Source organism: Lactobacillus equicursoris DSM 19284 = JCM 14600 = CIP 110162, from assembly GCF_001434815.1.
Classification (GTDB): Bacteria; Bacillota; Bacilli; order Lactobacillales; family Lactobacillaceae; genus Lactobacillus; species Lactobacillus equicursoris.
Window position 1 is genome coordinate 26041 of record NZ_AZDU01000012.1, and the last position, 17396, is coordinate 43436.

Annotated in this window: 21 protein-coding genes and 1 other annotated feature; of the genes, 20 read left to right on the forward strand and 1 reads right to left on the reverse strand. The window is 46.8% G+C overall.

Annotated elements, in window-relative coordinates; translation table 11 throughout:
* Positions 1–7: 7 nt before the first annotated feature.
* The 4 genes from nrdR (at position 8) to thrS (ending at position 4949) form a co-directional block, all read left to right on the forward strand.
* Positions 8–472, forward strand: a complete 465-nt coding sequence (nrdR, locus tag FC20_RS03685) for a transcriptional regulator NrdR (protein WP_008459508.1) — start codon at positions 8–10, stop codon at positions 470–472.
* A gap of 4 nt (positions 473–476) precedes the next feature.
* Positions 477–1802: a DnaD domain protein gene (locus FC20_RS03690; protein ID WP_008459506.1), complete on the forward strand. Its 1326-nt coding sequence runs from the start codon at positions 477–479 to the stop codon at positions 1800–1802.
* A gap of 4 nt (positions 1803–1806) precedes the next feature.
* Complete coding sequence (dnaI, locus tag FC20_RS03695) at positions 1807–2733, forward strand: primosomal protein DnaI (protein ID WP_008459504.1); 927 nt, start codon at positions 1807–1809, stop codon at positions 2731–2733.
* A gap of 284 nt (positions 2734–3017) precedes the next feature.
* The gene (thrS, locus tag FC20_RS03700) at positions 3018–4949 is read left to right on the forward strand and encodes a threonine--tRNA ligase (protein WP_008459501.1); all 1932 of its coding nucleotides are present in this window, start codon (positions 3018–3020) and stop codon (positions 4947–4949) included.
* 100 nt (positions 4950–5049) lie between these two features.
* On the opposite strand, the gene FC20_RS03705 is transcribed toward thrS, so the two are convergent.
* Positions 5050–6450: an ATP-binding protein gene (locus tag FC20_RS03705; RefSeq protein ID WP_008459498.1), complete on the reverse strand. Its 1401-nt coding sequence runs from the start codon at positions 6448–6450 to the stop codon at positions 5050–5052.
* 252 nt (positions 6451–6702) lie between these two features.
* Here FC20_RS03705 and FC20_RS03710 point away from each other — a divergent pair, with 252 nt between their 5' ends.
* From FC20_RS03710 to FC20_RS03785, 16 genes are all read left to right on the forward strand, one after another.
* Positions 6703–6957: a hypothetical protein gene (locus FC20_RS03710; RefSeq protein ID WP_008459496.1), complete on the forward strand. Its 255-nt coding sequence runs from the start codon at positions 6703–6705 to the stop codon at positions 6955–6957.
* 174 nt (positions 6958–7131) lie between these two features.
* Positions 7132–7425 (forward strand): lactococcin 972 family bacteriocin, encoded by a 294-nt coding sequence (locus tag FC20_RS03715; RefSeq protein WP_008459495.1) that lies wholly within the window; start codon positions 7132–7134, stop codon positions 7423–7425.
* 58 nt (positions 7426–7483) lie between these two features.
* Positions 7484–9460 carry a bacteriocin-associated integral membrane protein gene (locus FC20_RS03720; protein WP_008459493.1) on the forward strand — a complete coding sequence of 659 codons (1977 nt, stop codon included), beginning with the start codon at positions 7484–7486 and terminating at the stop codon, positions 9458–9460.
* Between the two features lie 9 nt (positions 9461–9469).
* Positions 9470–10120 carry an ATP-binding cassette domain-containing protein gene (locus FC20_RS03725; protein ID WP_008459491.1) on the forward strand — a complete coding sequence of 217 codons (651 nt, stop codon included), beginning with the start codon at positions 9470–9472 and terminating at the stop codon, positions 10118–10120.
* A 14-nt stretch (positions 10121–10134) separates the two neighbouring features.
* Positions 10135–10425 carry a YxeA family protein gene (locus FC20_RS03730; protein ID WP_008459489.1) on the forward strand — a complete coding sequence of 97 codons (291 nt, stop codon included), beginning with the start codon at positions 10135–10137 and terminating at the stop codon, positions 10423–10425.
* 113 nt (positions 10426–10538) lie between these two features.
* A complete protein-coding gene (locus FC20_RS03735; protein ID WP_008459487.1) occupies positions 10539–11024 on the forward strand; it encodes a hypothetical protein in 486 nt (161 codons plus the stop codon).
* A 19-nt stretch (positions 11025–11043) separates the two neighbouring features.
* On the forward strand, positions 11044–11340 hold the full coding sequence (locus FC20_RS03740; RefSeq protein WP_054667823.1) for a hypothetical protein: 297 nt from the start codon (positions 11044–11046) through the stop codon (positions 11338–11340).
* Between the two features lie 67 nt (positions 11341–11407).
* Positions 11408–11519 (forward strand) — a sequence feature (ribosomal protein L20 leader region).
* A gap of 47 nt (positions 11520–11566) precedes the next feature.
* On the forward strand, positions 11567–12088 hold the full coding sequence (infC, locus tag FC20_RS03745) for a translation initiation factor IF-3 (protein WP_008459484.1): 522 nt from the start codon (positions 11567–11569) through the stop codon (positions 12086–12088).
* A gap of 20 nt (positions 12089–12108) precedes the next feature.
* A complete protein-coding gene (gene rpmI / locus FC20_RS03750; protein ID WP_002879235.1) occupies positions 12109–12309 on the forward strand; it encodes a 50S ribosomal protein L35 in 201 nt (66 codons plus the stop codon).
* 44 nt (positions 12310–12353) lie between these two features.
* Positions 12354–12710, forward strand: coding sequence for a 50S ribosomal protein L20 (gene rplT, locus FC20_RS03755; RefSeq protein ID WP_002879237.1), 357 nt, complete (start codon positions 12354–12356; stop codon positions 12708–12710).
* Positions 12711–12817: 107 nt separating this feature from the next.
* The gene (gene yqeH / locus FC20_RS03760) at positions 12818–13927 is read left to right on the forward strand and encodes a ribosome biogenesis GTPase YqeH (RefSeq protein WP_008459459.1); all 1110 of its coding nucleotides are present in this window, start codon (positions 12818–12820) and stop codon (positions 13925–13927) included.
* Between the two features lie 10 nt (positions 13928–13937).
* Positions 13938–14576 carry a nicotinate-nucleotide adenylyltransferase gene (locus FC20_RS03765; protein WP_008459458.1) on the forward strand — a complete coding sequence of 213 codons (639 nt, stop codon included), beginning with the start codon at positions 13938–13940 and terminating at the stop codon, positions 14574–14576.
* Positions 14569–15162 carry a bis(5'-nucleosyl)-tetraphosphatase (symmetrical) YqeK gene (gene yqeK / locus FC20_RS03770; protein WP_008459457.1) on the forward strand — a complete coding sequence of 198 codons (594 nt, stop codon included), beginning with the start codon at positions 14569–14571 and terminating at the stop codon, positions 15160–15162. Before FC20_RS03765 ends, yqeK begins: the two co-directional genes overlap by 8 nt.
* 51 nt (positions 15163–15213) lie before the next feature.
* Complete coding sequence (rsfS, locus tag FC20_RS03775; protein ID WP_008459456.1) at positions 15214–15561, forward strand: ribosome silencing factor; 348 nt, start codon at positions 15214–15216, stop codon at positions 15559–15561.
* The gene (locus tag FC20_RS03780) at positions 15561–16715 is read left to right on the forward strand and encodes a nucleotidyltransferase (protein ID WP_008459455.1); all 1155 of its coding nucleotides are present in this window, start codon (positions 15561–15563) and stop codon (positions 16713–16715) included. The genes rsfS and FC20_RS03780 overlap by 1 nt, the downstream gene beginning before the upstream one ends.
* Positions 16715–17290, forward strand: a complete 576-nt coding sequence (locus FC20_RS03785; RefSeq protein WP_008459454.1) for a DUF177 domain-containing protein — start codon at positions 16715–16717, stop codon at positions 17288–17290. The genes FC20_RS03780 and FC20_RS03785 overlap by 1 nt, the downstream gene beginning before the upstream one ends.
* The last annotated feature ends 106 nt before the right edge of the window (positions 17291–17396 follow it).

Genomic DNA, 17396 nt, shown 5'->3' on the forward strand with positions numbered 1-17396 from the left:
ACCTACTATGCTTTGTCCAAATTGTCATGAAAATGCCTCCCGCGTCATCGACTCCCGTCCAACCGACGAAGGCCGCACGATCAGAAGAAGAAGAGAATGCGAAAGCTGTGGCTACCGCTTCACCACCTTTGAAAGGGTTGAACAAACGCCTTTATTGGTCATTAAAAATGACGGTACCCGCGAAGCCTTTAACCGGGAAAAGATCTTGAACGGGGTGGCTGCTGCCTGCCAAAAGCGGCCAGTGACCAGCGAGCAGTTAAACAAGCTGGTAGACAGCGTGGAAAATGCCATTCGGTCAAAGGGCGTCAGCGAAATCTCTTCTAAGGAAATTGGGGAGCTGGTCATGGACCAATTAGCTGACATCGACGACGTGGCCTACATCCGCTTTGCCAGCATCTACCGCCAGTTCACCGACATGTCCAGCTTCATGAAGACCATGGAGGACATGATGGACCGGCACAGTAAGAAGTGATTTGATGTACCAAAATTCTAATCCCAAGCAGCGCTACCTGGTCATGAATGAGCTGACGCTAGAACCCAAGCAGGAAAAAGTCCTGATCCGGCTCTATCAGCCCTTAGTTGGCGCTTTGGGGGTGGCCTTGTACCAGACCCTGCTAGAAGAATTTGACGCTTACCAGCCCCTGTCAAAAACGCCGGCTTTATACAATTTACAAGAGTTGCTGGACTGCAGCTTAAGGCAGCTGTTTGTTGCCATTCACAAGCTGGAAGCCACAGGCCTGCTCACCACCTACGTCAGCCACAACCAGGTGATGGGGGATTTATTGGCCTTTAAATTAAACAAGGTGCCAGATGCTGGCTACTTTTTTAATACGGACTTATTGGCCAGTTTATTAAGAGAAAAAGTCGGCAGTCCCCGCTTCAGCCAATTGAGCCGGACCTTTGCCAGAAATGCCAAAAGGCAAGAGCGGCAGCTGGAAAACCTGGAAGACGTGTCCGCATCCTTTTTCGAAGTCTTCAGACTGCCAGATGAAGAAGTGATGGACCCATCAAGTGAGGTTAAGGTGGCAGCTCGGGAAAACGTCCAAGTGAAAGACGAGCCGGTCCAGCTCAAGGTCAAGCAGGTGGACTGGCAATTTTTAAAAGACTGCTTTGCCAGATACCAGATCCCAGCCAGTGAGGTGGACCGCTGCCAAGGCGAGATCCAGTCGATCATGGAGCTGTACGGCTTAAGCGAGCAGGAATTCGTGGATGAGACTTTGCCAACGCTGCACGGCTCTTACCAGCTCAATCCCGCTGCCATCAGAAAGAGCCTGGCTTACAACTTTAAGGCTGACCACCGCCGGCAAGAGGTCTTAAAGCAGCAAGAGCAAGGGCAGCAGGTGGCCGGCGACCAGCGTGATCAGGCGCTGTTAACTGAAATGCATGAAAAGGCGCCTGCGGAATTTTTGAGCGATTTAAAAAAGAAAAAGGGCGGCTTCTCTACGGCAAGAGAGCGCTTTGTGATCAACAACCTGCAAAGCCAAGTGGGGCTAGCGCCCAGCTTGATCAATGCCCTGGTTTACACCTGTCTGAACTACCAGTCAGTGGTTACCCAGGATTTGGCGGGGCGGATCGCCAACGACTGGCTGCAAAAGAAGATCACGACGCCAGAAGCAGCGCTGAAATATGTGAGAGAGCGGGCACTTAATAACCAGCAAAAGAAGCGGAGCTACACGCCGCAAAGAACGACTGAGAAGGTTACGGATTGGTCCAAGAAAGAGTTTAATGATAAGATTGATCTTTCCGATGATGAATTGCGGAAAATGTTAAACAATATCAATCCTGACAAGGACAAGAGGTGAGTAGATGAAGGCAATTGGTGATGTGCTAAAAGATCAGGTGGCTGAAGCCGCTAAGAAGAATCAACGAGACTTTTCAAAAAAGTCTTACAAAGATTTGCAGAGCCGCGTTTTTTCTGATCCAGACGTTCACGCCTTTTTTGAAAAGCACAAGGATGAATTGACTCGGGATGGCGTTTATGCCACTTTTGCCAATATCTACGAGTATTGGCAGCAAAAAGATGGCCATGACAAGGTCCTAGCGGGCTATGTGCCAAAGCTTTTTGTCGAAGGTCACGGTGTTGGTATAAAGTATGAAGCAACTGCTGAAAAGGTAGAGGAAGACAAACAGCGGGCTACTCAAAAGCGCATTGAGCTGATCGACTTACCAGAAAAATTGCGCCGCGTAAAGTTAGGCGATATTGACTTTAACGGACGAAGAGAAGCACTTGAAGGCATCGCAAGATTCTTTAACAATCTAAAAGCAGGATCACCAGCAAGGGGATTATATTTAAGTGGTGACTTCGGTGTAGGTAAAACCTACATTATGGCTGGAGTAGCTAACGAATCTGCTGGTTTAGGCAAAAAAGTCATCTTTTTGCATATGCCAACCTTTATTTCAAGTTTGTCTAGTCACTTCGATGACAACAGCCTGCAAGATGAAATTCACCGCGTGGCCTACTGCGATGTCTTGATCTTGGATGATATTGGTGCTGAAAGCCTCAGTCCTTGGTCAAGAGATGATGTTTTAGGAGTGATTTTACAAGCGCGGATGGATAACGATCTGCCAACCTTTTTCACTTCGAACTTGGACATGGACGCATTAGAAGACCATTTTGCCAAAACTAGAAATTCTGATGAACCTGCCAAGGCGAAGCGTTTAATGCAAAGAGTGCGGTATTTAGCTCAAGAAGTTCAGATCAGCGGCGCCAACCGCCGTTTTGGAAATAATTGATAAAAAAGGCTTGCCTTATTTTGATCAGGGGGTATAATCAAGAAGTAACTAGAAGACATGATCCTTTCGCTTCAGAGAGAGGGGCCTAGTTCTGGAAGCCCCCATTTGTAAAGGACCCCACCTTCTATATTCCCAAAAGTTAATTTGAGGCTGGACCCCATTACCGGTCCTGAAGAGAGACTATGCCCAAAAGCGGGCAGGTCTGAATTTTGGGTGGAACCACGATTATTATTCGTCCCGAGTATGTTACATACTCGGGACTTTTTTGTTCTTGGAGGATTTTTATGAGTTTTGCTTTGACTCTGCCAGATGGCTCAAAGAAAGAATTCGAATCAGCTGTAACTGTTAGTGAATTGGCCAGCAGCATTTCTACTTCATTGGCTAAGAATGCCGTAGCTGGCAAGGTTGACGGTGAAGTTAAGCCACTTGACTTCTCACTTGCCGAAGATCACGAAGTTGCTATCTTGACTAACAAGGATGCTGAAGGCTTGAGCGTTTTAAGAGCTACTGTAGCCTTTGTTTTGGAAGCCATCGTTAAGGAAAAGTACCCAGAAATCAAGCTGGGCCAAGCCGAAATTTCTGAAAATGGCTTCTTCATCGAAACTGACAAGGAAGACCAAATCAAGGTTACCGAATTGCCAGAATTAGAAAAGGCTTTGCAAAAGGCTGTCAAGAACGGCCAAGCTATTGAACACGTGCAAGTAGCTAAGAGCGAATTGGCAGACGCCTTCAAGGATGATCCATACAAGCAAGAATTGTTGGCTAACTACGGCGAAACTGTTGACGCCTACAAGCTTGGCGACTTCGTTGACTTTGGCTTTGACGCACTTTTGCCAAACACTGGCAAGATCAAGAAGTTCAAGCTTTTGTCAGTAGCTGGGGCTTACTGGAAGGGTAAGAGCTCAAACCCAATGCTGCAAAGAATCTTCGGTACTGCCTTCTTTAAGGAAGCTGACCTTGAAGCAGACCTGAAGCGCCGGGCTGAAATCAAGGAACGCGACCACCGGACCATTGGCCGTGACCTGGACCTCTTCTTCGTTGACCCTAAGGTTGGCGCTGGTCTTCCTTACTGGATGCCAAAGGGTGCGACGATCCGCCGGATCATCGAACGCTACATTGTGGACAAGGAAGTTGCAGCTGGCTACCAACACGTTTACACGCCAGTTTTGATGAACCTGGATGCTTACAAGACTTCCGGCCACTGGGCACACTACCGTGAAGACATGTTCCCACCAATGGACATGGGTGAAGGCGAATGGCTGGAATTGCGGCCAATGAACTGCCCATCCCACATCCAAATCTACAAGCACCACATCCGGTCCTACCGTGAACTGCCAATCCGGATCGCTGAACTGGGGATGATGCACCGCTACGAAAAGTCAGGTGCCCTGTCAGGTCTGCAACGCGTTCGGGAAATGACTTTGAACGACGGCCACACCTTCGTTGCCTTAGACCAAGTGCAAGAAGAATTTGCTCGTACTTTGAAGATCATCATGGACGTTTACCACGACTTCAACATTAACGACTACTACTTCCGTCTTTCATACCGTGACCCAAAGAACACTGACAAGTACTTTGCCAACGATGAAATGTGGGAAAGAAGCCAAAGCATGCTGAAGGCTGCCATGGACGACATGGGTCTGGACTACGTTGAAGCAGAAGGTGAAGCTGCCTTCTACGGTCCAAAGCTGGACATCCAAACTAAGACGGCTTTGGGCAACGACGAAACCATGTCAACCATCCAACTGGACTTCATGCTGCCAGAACGCTTTGAATTGACTTACGTTGGTGCTGATGGTGAAGAACACCGTCCAGTCATGATCCACCGCGGGATCGTTGGTACTATGGAACGCTTCATCGCTTACCTGACTGAAATCTACAAGGGTGCCTTCCCAACTTGGCTGGCACCTGTTCAAGCTGAAATCATCCCAGTTAACTTGGATGCTCACTCAGACTACGCTAAGAAGGTTCGCGACGAATTGATTGCTAAGGGCTTCAGAGCTGAAATCGACTTCAGAAATGAAAAGCTGGGCTACAAGATTCGTGAGTCTCAAACCCAAAAGGTACCTTACACTTTGGTACTGGGCGATGATGAAATGAACGCTGGCACGGTCAACGTTCGCCCTTACGGGACTGAAGAACAAAACAGCGAAAGCCTGGACGAATTTATGGACAAGTTGAGCAAGGACGTAGCCAGCTACTCCCGTGAAGACTAAGTCCATGTTTCATTAGAATTGAACCCTTTCTGACATAACAAAACATCCTGCCTCAACTCTGAGGCGGGATGTTTTTGTGTATGTGCTTCTTTATTTGGATTTACATCATGTCGAAGGTAATTAAATGGCAGTCGACTTGCTGGGCTAGGTGGCGGCATTTGTCAGTAAAGCCGGTCTTGGAGAAAAGATAGTAATTTTTCTTAGCAGCAGGGAAAAGGCTGCTCCGGTAGATAAGGGTTTTGAGAATATCGGCGGAGATTGGCTCATTTTTCCACTTGCATTCGCCAAAGTAGCCGTTCAGCTTCTGGTCATCGAAACCGACAATGTCCATTTCGATTTGCTTTTTTTCCTTAGGATCTGGTCCCCACCAATTGCCTAAGTTTACAAAAGGCTCTGGCACCAGGTCAGGGTCAAACAGCTTTGACCAGAGGTATTCTTGAGAGAGCTTTTCAAATTCTGGTCCCATAAAGTGGGGAAGCTGCTTCATGATGTAGTCCAAAATCGGCTCAGTAATCCCCCGTTCGATAAAACTGACTCGTTTGCCGACGAAGGTATACCAGAAGCGGAACATGCCGTCCTTGATTGTATAGATAGTTTTCCGGCTTCTGGCTTTATCAATTTCCGTAACCGGCACCCTTTTTTCGACAATGCCCAGGTCGATCAAATTGTCCAGGTAAGGGCTTAGGGCGCCGCTGGCAATACCGGTTTTAGTCGAGATTTCTGACTGCCGGCTGGCCCCGGCCGCGATGGCACTGATGATGGAGCTATAGCTTGCCGGCTCGCGGAGTTCTTGATTGAGCAGACTCATCGGTTCGGCATAGAGCATGGCGCTGGTTGTTAAAAAATTGTTCCTAATGTTGTCCCTAAGGGATTTTTCTGGAGACATCAAGGACAGGTAGAGGGGAATTCCGCCGGTGATGGCATTGAGTTCAAAAACTTCTTCCTTATTTAATTGCGGGAAAAAATCTTCGGCATCATGCAGGCTGAAAGGTTTCAGCTTAAACTGGGCAGTTCTGCGGCCATAAAGAGGGCTCTTGTAGCCAAGGACCTGCTTTTCCATGAAGGACATGGAGCTGCCGCAGAGGATGAGAAAGAGTTTGTTCTGTTTAAAATAATGGTCGATGTAGGACTGCAGCATGGAACTGATTGGTGGATAGGCTTTCGCCAGGTAAGGGAACTCATCGATGGCCAAAATTAAGCGGTCATTTTTCTCAGAGAGATGGACGAGATATTTGAAGGCCTGCTCAAAGGAGGCAAAAATAGGTCCATCCAGATAGCTAGGATCTTCGTAGGCGTGGATCGCGTCAGAAAAACGAGCCAGGTTTTCCAAGGCTTTTTCTTCAAGGCCGGTAAAGTAGATTGCCCGCTTGTCTTTTAGAAATTGGTTGATCAAGCTGGTTTTCCCGATACGACGGCGGCCATAGATGACCGCAAATTGGAAGCTGTCTTCTTGGTAGAGCTTATTCAAAGCTGTAAGCTCTTGATTTCTGCCGATAAACATTAAAACACCTCGTTAGCAATAATACAGTTTACAATATTATACTTTACAAGTTTACGATATACAAGTTTACGATATTGTTAATTGGAAAGATGAAACATCCTGTCTCAATTCTGAGGCGGGATGTTTTTGTGTATACAAGGATATATTTTAGATGAATGATTGATAAAAGCGAATGGGAAGTTTACTTGATTAGTATGACTGCATATGTTAATTTCAAAAGAAAGCGAATTAAAAGAGGAGAAAGAAGGAAATATGAAGCAGATTATTGTGAAAATTCTTGCGAATACGTTGATTATGTTCATTTTGGCTTATGTTGTTGATCATTTGACCCACCACAATGGCAACTACTGGAACATTATTCCGATATCACTGGCAGGCTTAGGCAGTTATGAACTTTTGCGGAGTGATTCAGTTTCTGACAGAGTCAAAAAGATTATCAATTGGATCACATTTGCAGCTGGAGTTATATTGGCGGCTGTTCTTGTATACATCAGCTTGATGGAATAGATTAATATTGAACTTAATCGAATTTATTTCTTAAGTATAAGACGTATTCATTTCAATATACAAGTATATTTTTGCAGAAAATATTACTTAAAAGGAATAATATGGTTATTGATGAGAAAATGTAGGGATGGTAAACTTAGAACAAATCAAAAATTATAAAAAAAGGAAGCTATTATGAATAAGATTAAAAGTTTTGCAGTGGCAGTTTTTGCCACTACAGCCATTGCGTTTTCAGCTGTTCCAGTCCTGGCTTCATCATATGTGATTGATGCACAAGGTGGTACTTGGAATTATGGTGTTGGTTCAAAGTATGTTTGGTCATATTACTCTCATAATTCAAAGACCCACAAGGCATCAGTAGAGGGTAAGTATTATGTGACTAGTGGCTGGATCAAGGAAAAAACTCAAGCACGTGCATCAGCAGCAAAAGCAGCGGCTGGCAACCAAAGTTACTACGACGTAAAATAATTGTCGTGATTATAACTCACAGTAGTGAATGCTGTGAGTTATATTTTTAAGGATAGATATGATTTCAAAAATTAAAAACACCTTGTTCGCGGCAATTGTCGTCGTTTTATCCTGGCTCTTGCTTAGCCTGGTGCAGGACTATGATTTGCAGAGCGTTCCAAATCTGCACCAAGTCGTGTCGATTACGTCGTGGGACAAGAAAAAGTCGAAGAAAGAGATCTATCAGCTCTTGGTCAAAGATGCCGAATCAGCTGGGATCGACCTGGTCAAGCTGCGCTTGCTTGACCAGGATGGTAAAAACACCAAGCTGGTCTACAATTTTAATTCCAGCAGCAACACACAATATTCCTGGCGGAAGAACAGCCAGGTCAAACGCCTAAGCAAGAGTGAATTGATGCTTGAGGACGTTTTAGGCAACTACTATACCAATGCTACAACTGCCCAGTTTGCTTCCTTAGCCTCTGACTTAAGCGAAGCTGGTTTGCAGGTGACTGTCTACAAATCTTCCTTTAAAGATGAGCTCTTGAACAATACGGTTTATCAAGATGGACTCCTGGTCTTCTCCAGTTTGTTGGGGATGCTCTTGATTATCATGATTCTGGACAAGTCCTTCCGCTACAAAGAGTACGCTATTTTGCAGGTCAATGGCTTAAGTTCGGAAAAAATCTTCCGCCGCGACTTCGCTAAAGAAATCCTTCCTTTTACATTGATGGTTCTCCTGCCCCTGATATTCTTCAGCCTCCTGGCGGCTAGATCATTAAACGGCCAGGGCAGCCTCTTTTACATTAAGGCGATCTTCCTGCTTCTCTTGGCATTATCCGTAACTTACTGGATCTTTGACTTCATTTCCTATGTCAGCCTGGCCTTGATCAAGCCTTACGCGGCCATCAAGGGGCAGTTTTCCGGCAAGGGCTTCTTATACTTAGGCTACATTTTAAAAATAGCCATCGTACTCTTGCTTGGTGTAAACCTGGCCAGCTTAGGGCAAAAATACTCTGCCTACCAGCAAGATAAACAGATCATGCAGCTTTGGCAAAAGAAGCCGGCCAGCTATATTGCTAACCTTGGCCAAGTCGACCAGGGCAACGATAAGCGGGTAAAGGAAATCGACCGGAAGGTGCACCGCTTGGTGGCCAGTGACAAGCAGGCCGTCCTTGCCAAAAATGCCCAGCAGTTTCAGCCGGCTCAGTCCAGTACCGACATCCAAAACGGCAACGTCTTGGTTGTTAATCCAGCCTTCTTAAAAGCCAGTTCAGTCAAAGATAAACAGGGGAAACAGGTGACAGTAAATGACGCGAAGACCGTTTACATCCTAATCCCGAAAGACCGGGCTTACCAAAAAGCGGCCTTTAAAAAGCAGGCAAAATCCTGGATCAAGTTCCAGCAGACCTTGCCCAATGTCTATGGGAAAACTAAGCAAATCAAATATAAGCTAGTCTACATCCAAAGCCAGCAGGTCTTTAATTATACGGCTGGTCAAGATATTGCTAATTCGGTTTCTACTGATCCGATCATCCTGGCAATTGACGCAAAACTATTGTCTGACGACTTCTTTACGGCCAGTTTGACTCAAGGACAAGTAGTCTTTCCAAGTCTGACCAAGCTGCAGAAGGGGATCAAAGAGACTGGTTTGACCAGCTTCGTCAATGGCATCACCAATGTCAAGAGTACGGCTGCCAGCCTTTATGCCCAGCTCCTAACAGAACTGTCGATTATTGGCGTTATCGCGGTTTTGTCATTGACGCAGATGTTCTTCATGGTCAGCTATGTCAGTGCCAGCTTCTTTGAGAGCAAAAAGCGGCGGCTGACTGTCTACCAGGTCTTTGGCTTAAGCAACCGCAAGCTGGTCAGTCAGTTTGCCCTAGCCAATGCCTTGACCGATTTGGCTTTGCTGACCATTATGCTGGTCCGGCAGGGGCAGGCAGGTATTTTCTGGCTTGGCCTACTTCTAGCGGCTCTGGAAGTTGCTGCTATCGCTTTGAGCGCTAAGCAGGCGGAGAGCAATATGCTGCGGGGCTTAAACCGCGGAAACTGAGGATAGATTATGATAAAAGCAGAAAAACTAAGCAAATCTTTTGATGAAAAAGTCATCTTAAAAGAAAGCAGCTTTCAGCTGGAAAGCGGCAAGAGCTATGCCATTGTTGGCCGCAGCGGGGCGGGGAAGAGTACCTTACTGAATATGCTGAGCGGCTTGGAAAAAGCTACTAGCGGCCGTGTTTTGATCGATGACCTTGAGGTCAATAAGCAGAACATCAAACGGCTGCGTCGGGAAAAATTCGGCTATGTCTTTCAAAATTTTGCTTTGATTGACAATGAAAGCATTGAAAGCAACCTGGCTATTGGCTTAGCCGATGCCAAGGGCAGCCGGAAGGAAAAGCAGAAGCTGATGCGGCAAGTACTTGACCATTTGGACGTTAGGGCTGACCTGGCTCAGACGGCCTACAGCTTAAGCGGTGGGGAGCAGCAGCGGGTGGCTTTGGCCCGGATCCTGCTCAAAAAGCTGCAGATCATCTTTGCCGATGAGCCAACCGGGTCATTGGACGTAGGAAACGGCCAGCTGGTCCTGTATTCACTTTTAAGTGACTTTGGCTCAGACGCTACTTTATTGATCGCCACGCACTCACCAGCTGTCTGGCAGCAGTGTGATTACATTATTGAACTTGCCAAGCAAGAAATTCAGATTTACAAGAATTAAATGGAGATATAGATATGAACAAACTGACTAAAATTTTAACTGCCATCGCTATCCTTGCTGCCGGCGTCGCAGCCTTCTTCATGCTGGTCCACAACTCAGTGACCGATCGGATCAATCCTTTTATCAAGGCTGAAACCAGCTACGCTAAAGTTGCCACCGGCACTCAAAACTACACGAACGTGACCATCTATGATGAAAGGGGACAAAAAGAAAACTACCAGCTGGCCAGCGTAGGCGGCTATGACCCAGCTAAGGGCTACCTTACCATCAAACATAAGGGCCAGTACGTTTCCTACGTCGAATAGTACGTTTCCTACGTCGAATACATCAGCGCTGCTAAGTACAAGCAGATTACTGGTTGAAAGTAGATAAAAATGTTAGTGTGTTTTATATACTTTATATTTCGGAGGATATTGTAATGAAGTTTAAGAAAATTGTGGCTTGCATATTAGCTTTTTTGGCTTTTGGAACTGTTTTTACGGATACTACTGTTAGTGTTGCTCAAGCAGCTGAAGATACTAGTTTGAACCAACAATCTAATAATGATACCCAGGTGTTCCAAATTCCAACAAATGGAATTAATGTTGTGAGTGATGGTTCACTGAATGAATCAAAACTTGCAGTAGGCAAAAGTGCCAAATTTGTCATAAAAAAAGTTTTAAAGAACAAAAATCTATTAATTAAAGCCGTTGATAAAATAGCTGGGAGAAGTGCTGCAGTTAAGGTTGGACACTTTTTAAACATAATAACTCCAACATTTAGAAAACTCCTAAAGTGGGAATCGCTGCCATTTGCAACAGTAGAAAGTCAAGTGGCTAGGGCCTTAATTTCATCGGGAGTAAAATCAAGTACTGCTAGAACATTAGCCTTTTGGATTAGACAAGCATTGGAGTTCGTGGTATAAAATGTCAGAAGGAAATGAATTGGACTATCAACTGTATTTGATCAAATCGGTCTTAGCAGACTGCATCGACAAGCTTGGTATGCCTAAAAATCGAGCAGCATTTTTGCTCTATTACGAGATCAGCGCTGAGGATGCGCATGAGATCGACAAACTGTTTGCGGAGATTTCTCTCAAGGATGAAGTGATTAGCTTTGCCGACTTCCAAGAGAAGCTGAATGAAAGATTGAGCCTGCCTTTGGCAGAGAAAGTCGTTAAAGAAATGCTCCAAGCATATAAGGAATACGTTCCTGTTGCAATTGGCAAAATTAAGCTTTAAGTAATCAGGCTGAAAGTGAAATTAGTCCTTGACGGGCAATCTTAGACCTAGTACAATAGTAGAAGTTGAGAACAAGAAGAAGCCCCCGCTTCTCGCCTAAGTTATTTAACCTCTAGGCAAATCGATATTTTCTGTTGATTTTTAAGGCGGGTGTTATTTACCCGCTTTTTTCTTGTCCTCGAGATTAACATGGAGGTGAACAGTTATACCACAGAAACAAAATAGCATGATCCTCAACGAAAGCATTCGTGCTCGTGAAGTTCGCTTAATCAATGCTGACGGCGAACAAGTTGGGGTTGTGTCAAGAAACGAAGCTTTGCGCCAAGCAAGCGATGCCGGCTTAGATTTGGCTTTGATTTCACCAAATGCCAAGCCACCAGTTGCCAAGATTCTTGATTACGGGAAGTACCGCTTCGAACAACAAAAGAAGCTGAAGGAATCCCGCAAGAACTCTAAGCAAGTGAGCGTTAAGGAAATTCGTTTAAGTCCAACGATTGAAGGCAATGACTTCGAAACCAAGTTGAAGCATGCACGTAAGTTCTTAGAAAAAGAAGGCGCTAAGGTTCGTGTTTCGATTCGTTTCAGAGGCCGCGCAATCACGCACAAGGAATTAGGACAACAAGTGCTTGAAAAGATGGCCGATGAGACTTCGGATATTGCTGTTGTAACCAGCCGGCCGAAGATGGAAGGCCGTCAGATGTTTTTAATGCTCAGTCCTAAGAGCGATAAAGACAAAAGTAAAAAATAGTTAATTGGAGGAATTTTACCATGCCAAAGATGAAAACCCACCGCGCTTCAGCTAAGCGTTTTAAGAGAACTGGTAACGGCGGTTTGAAGCGTCACCACGCCTTCACTGGCCACCGTTTCCACGGCAAGACTAAGAAGCAACGTCGTCATTTGAGAAAAGCCGCTATGGTTTCACGCAGCGACTTGAAGCGCATCAAGCAAATGCTTTCCCAAATGCGTTAATTTACTATTTTTTAATACACTAACGATATTAGGAGGATTTTCAGATGCCAAGAGTTAAAGGTGGTACCGTTACACGCGCACGTCGTAAGAAGGTTTTGAAGCTTGCCAAGGGTTACCGTGGTTCAAAGCACGTTCAATTTAAGGCCGCAAGTACGCAATTATTTGTTTCATACAAGTACGCATTCCGTGACCGTAAGAAGCGTAAGAGCGAATTCAGAAGATTGTGGATCGCTCGTATCAACGCTGCTGCTCGTCAAAACGGCTTGTCATACTCAAAGATGATGCACGGCTTGAAGCTTGCTGGCGTTGACATGAACCGCAAGATGTTGGCTGACATTGCTTACAACGACGAAAAGACTTTTGCTGCTTTAGCAGAAACTGCTAAGAAGGCTTTGGCTTAAGTCACTAAGAGACGCATCTAGCATCTGCTAGGTGCGTTTTTTCTTTGTGCTCATGAAGTATTTTTTATATAATTGAAGGTAGAAAAAATTAAAAGGAGGATTTTTCCATGGGTGAAGAAATTCGCTGCATCGGCTGCGGAGCCAGCCTGCAAAGCGAAGACAAGAGCCTGCCTGGCTACTTGCCCCAAAGTGCCTTGCAGAAGGTTTTAGATGGGGAAAACGAAGAAGTCTACTGCCAGCGCTGCTTCCGCTTGCGCCATTATAACGAGATCATGCCAGTCGCCTTAGACAACGACGACTTTTTAGCCTTGCTCAACAGCCTGTCCAGCAAGAAGGCCTTGATTGTCAACGTTGTTGACCTGTTTGACTTCTCTAATTCCTTGATCGCCTCCCTCAAGCGCTTTGTCGGCCAAAATGACTTTATCCTGGTCGGCAACAAGTTTGACCTCTTCCCAAAGAACTCTAAGGAAAGCAAGATCAAGGACTGGATGCGGCAAGAAGCCAACCGGATGGGCCTTTACCCAAAGGAAATCTTTTTGATCAGTGCCGCTAAGAAGAAGAACCTGGACGATTTGATCAAGTACTTGAACGCCAATAGCCAAGACCAGGATGTTTACTTTGTTGGGACTACCAATGTCGGCAAGTCGACCCTGATCAATGCCATCATTGATAAGATGGGGGACGTGCAAGACCTGATCACGACTTCCCGCTTCCCGGGGACCACTTTAGACAAGATCGAAATTCCGCTGGATAACGGCCACTTTTTAGTCGACACGCCCGGGATCTTGACCAAAAAGCAGCTGGCTAGCCGGCTGAGCGTTAAGGAACTGGACCTGGTATCTCCGAAAAAGCCGCTGAAGCCAGCGACTTACCAGCTTTTGCCTGGCAACACCATCTTCTTGGCGGGTCTTGGCCGGATTGACTACCTGCAAGGGCCATCCACCAGCTTTACGGTTTATGCTTCTCGCAGCATGTACGTGCACCGGACCAAGACGGAGAAGGCCGACGAATTTTACGCTAAGCACGTCGGTGAACTGTTGACTCCGCCATCAGCAGAAGACGACTTGCCGCCGCTCAAGGGGCAAGAATACCACATCAAGTATCGGTCTGATGTCTTGTTTGCCGGGGTTGGTTTTATTACTGTTCCAGAAGGCTGCGTCATCAAGGCTTACACGCCTGGCGGCATTGGCCTGGGAACCAGAAGAGCTTTAATTTAAGAGGTTAAAGATGGACTCATTGGTAGATTGCAGTAAAGAAACGCAAGTAAAGGTTAAAAGCGAAGAATATCAAAGAAAGGGCAAGCAGATTGGGATCATGGGCGGCACCTTCAACCCCGTCCACATGGCCCACTTGGTAGCGGCTGAGCAGGCCTTGACCAAGCTGCACCTAGATGAAGTCTGGTTTATCCCAGACAACATCCCGCCTCATAAAGATGCTCCGCTCAAGGTGACTGCTAGAGACCGGGCCACCATGCTGGATCTGGCAACGCGGGACAACCCCCACTTCCGGGTCAAGCTCTTGGAGCTGTTTAGAGGGGGCGTGTCTTACACCATCGATACCTTGCGCTACTTGACCAAAAAGGCGCCTGAAAACACCTACTATTTGATCATGGGCAGCGACCAGGTTAACTCCTTCCACACCTGGAAGAATGCGGATGAACTGGCTAAATTAGCCACCTTGGTCGGCATCCGCCGGCCGGGCTATCCGCAAGACCCCAAATACTCCATGATCTGGGTGGACGCGCCAGACATGCGCCTAAGTTCAACTGCAATCCGCCGGGCCGTTTCTGTCGGGACCTCGATCCGCTACTTGGTTCCTGAACCAGTCCGTCAATATATCATTGAAAAGGGGCTTTACCTTGACTGAGTTAGTTTTTAAGAAGACTTTTTCAGACCTTACAAGTGATCAGATCATCGCGCAGGAAAAGAGCGTGATGGATGAAAAAAGGTTCAAGCACTGCATCGGCGTCAGCCAAACGGCCAGAAAATTGGCCAAGCTGAACGGCTATGACGAAGACAAGGCAGCTTTGGCCGGCTTTGTCCACGACTATGCCAAGCAGATCCCAGTTGAAGACTACGTGAAGACCATTAAAGAGCAGGGCTTTGACCCAGACCTGCTCAATTGGAACCGGGCCATCTGGCACGGGATCGTGGGGGCCTACTATATCGAAAGAGACCTGGGCATCCACGACCAGGAAATTTTAACAGCAGTCAACCGCCACACTACGGCCGACACGGAGATGACGACGCTAGACAAGATAGTCTTTGTCGCTGATTTTATCGAGCCAGGCCGGGACTTTCCAGGCGTCGACGAAGCGCGGGAAGTCAGCTATAGCAACCTGGACGCCGGGGTTGGCTATGAACTTGCCCATACCATTGCCTTTTTGGCAGAAAAGCGGGCCAAGATCTACCCAAGAAGCTTTGCGGCATACAATGTTTGGGCCGTTAAGTAGATTTTTTAAAAAGCAAAACATTACTATCCAAAACAGAAATAGGAGCAAAATTTGAAGAGCGAAGAATTATTAGACTTAGTATTAAACGCCATCAGTGAACGCCACGGTGAAGACACCGAAGCCTACGACATGCGCGGCATCAGCATCCTGGCTGACTACTTTGTAGCAACGAGCGCAACCTCCAGCCGGCAGCTCCATGCCATCGCCAACTCCATCATTGAAGCCTGCCACGAAAAGGGCTACTACGACTACCGCGTTGAAGGCAACCGGGACTCAGAATGGCTCTTGGTTGACTTGGGCGACGTCGTTGTCAACATCTTCTCAGAGGATGCCCGTGCCTTTTACAACCTGGAAAAATTGTGGGCTGATGGCAAGAAGCTGGAACTTGAGGCTGAATAATGAGCGTAGCCGGGATTATTGCCGAATATAATCCATTTCATAGCGGGCATGAGTTTTTGATGAACCAGGCCCGCTTAATTGCCGGGGATGACCCCATCATCTGCGTGATGAGCGGCAACTATGTCCAAAGAGGCGAAATGGCCATTTTGGACAAGTGGTCAAGGGCCAAGGCGGCGGTTGAAGCTGGCGCTGACTTAGTCGTTGAGCTGCCATTTTCTTACGCCGTCGAAGCCGCCGACTTGTTTGCGACGGGCGGGGTGGAAGTTTTGAGCAAGCTGGGTGCAGAGCACCTGGTTTTTGGCGTGGAAGATGCCAACTTAAACTTTGAGTATTTTGGTCAAAAAATCGCCCAGACCCCGCGGCAAAGAGAGGAATTCGCTGACTACAGCCAGACTTATTCCACCCAGTACAACCAAATGGTGGCTCGGGAAGTTGGCCATGAGGTCAGCGAACCTAATGCCATTTTGGGTCTGGCCTACGCCGTGGCCAATGTCAACCTGGGCTCGCCCTTGACTCTGTCACCCGTCACCCGGGTAGGGGCGGGCCACGACGACATCTTGCAAAGAGAAGAAGTCGTCCAAAGCGCCAGCGCTATTCGCAACCTGCTCTTAAAGGGAGACGCCAAGGAAGACCTGACCCAGTGGCTGCCTAAGGGGGAAATCTCCGCTTTGGCAGCCCAAAAGGTCTTCCCTAACTGGGATCTGCTTTTTCCGCTGTTAAAATACCGGCTAGAATCAGCTTCTCTGAAAGAGCTGCAGCAGATCTACCAGATGAGCGAGGGGCTGGAGTACAAGCTGAAGGCCGAAATCCACCTGGCTCAGAACTTCTCTGAATTCCTGCGCCATGTCAAGTCCAAGCGCTACACGTATTCGCGCCTGCGCCGCTTGTGCCTGTATACCTTGCTAAACGTAACTGAAGACGATGTCTATGGCAGCTTCGACCATGCCTCAACCCTGCTTTTAGCTTACAGCAAGCGGGGCCGCAAGTATTTGAAAAAGCATAGGAAGGATTTTGCAATCGAAATCGTCTCTAAAGTCGACCGCAAGAAGGCACAAGAGGGGACTTTGGGCCTGCAAGTCCGGACCGACCGCCTCTTTGAGCAGGTGATCGGCGTTGATCAGAACTTTGGCCGCCGGCCAATCGAGGTAAATTAATGTTAGAACTTTCTTTTTATCAAGTAAAAAACAGCCGTGAGCCAATGACCACGGTTTCGGCTGACTTGACCTTTGACCAAGACTTTTACGACCGGGCTAAGGAACTGGTCTACGAAGTCAAGAGTGCTCACGTGGAAGGGCAAGTCTTTTATGATGAGCCTTTTGTCACTGGCAACTTCCAGGTGGAAACGGAATTGTCCGTGCCATCCTCTCGAAGCCTGCACCCAGTCGATCTGAAGCAAAAGTTTTCTTTTGTTGAAAACTACTCAGACCATGAGCCAACCCAAGAAGAAAAAGAGCTGGGCCTCTTGATCATCCCTTTGACTGACGACAAGATCGACATCCAGCGGGCAGTTGAAGACAACATTCTTTTGAACATCCCAACGACGGTCTTGACCGAAGAAGAAAAAGACGAAGGCGTCTACCCTGAAGGCAAGGACTGGGAAGTGGTGTCAGAGCAAAGCTTTGCCAGCCGGAAGAAGGACCAGGTCAACCCTGCCTTTGCCCAGCTGCAAGGCCTGCTTGACAAGCTGAATGCTGAAGATCCTGAAAATCAGGATCAAAAGAATAAGTAAAAGTTAAATCTTTGATAAAAAATAACTTTTTACCTAGTAAAAAAGGACTAGAAAGAAGTTATTTTTTTAATGGAGACTGTCAATAACTTGGGATAATGTCCCGAAA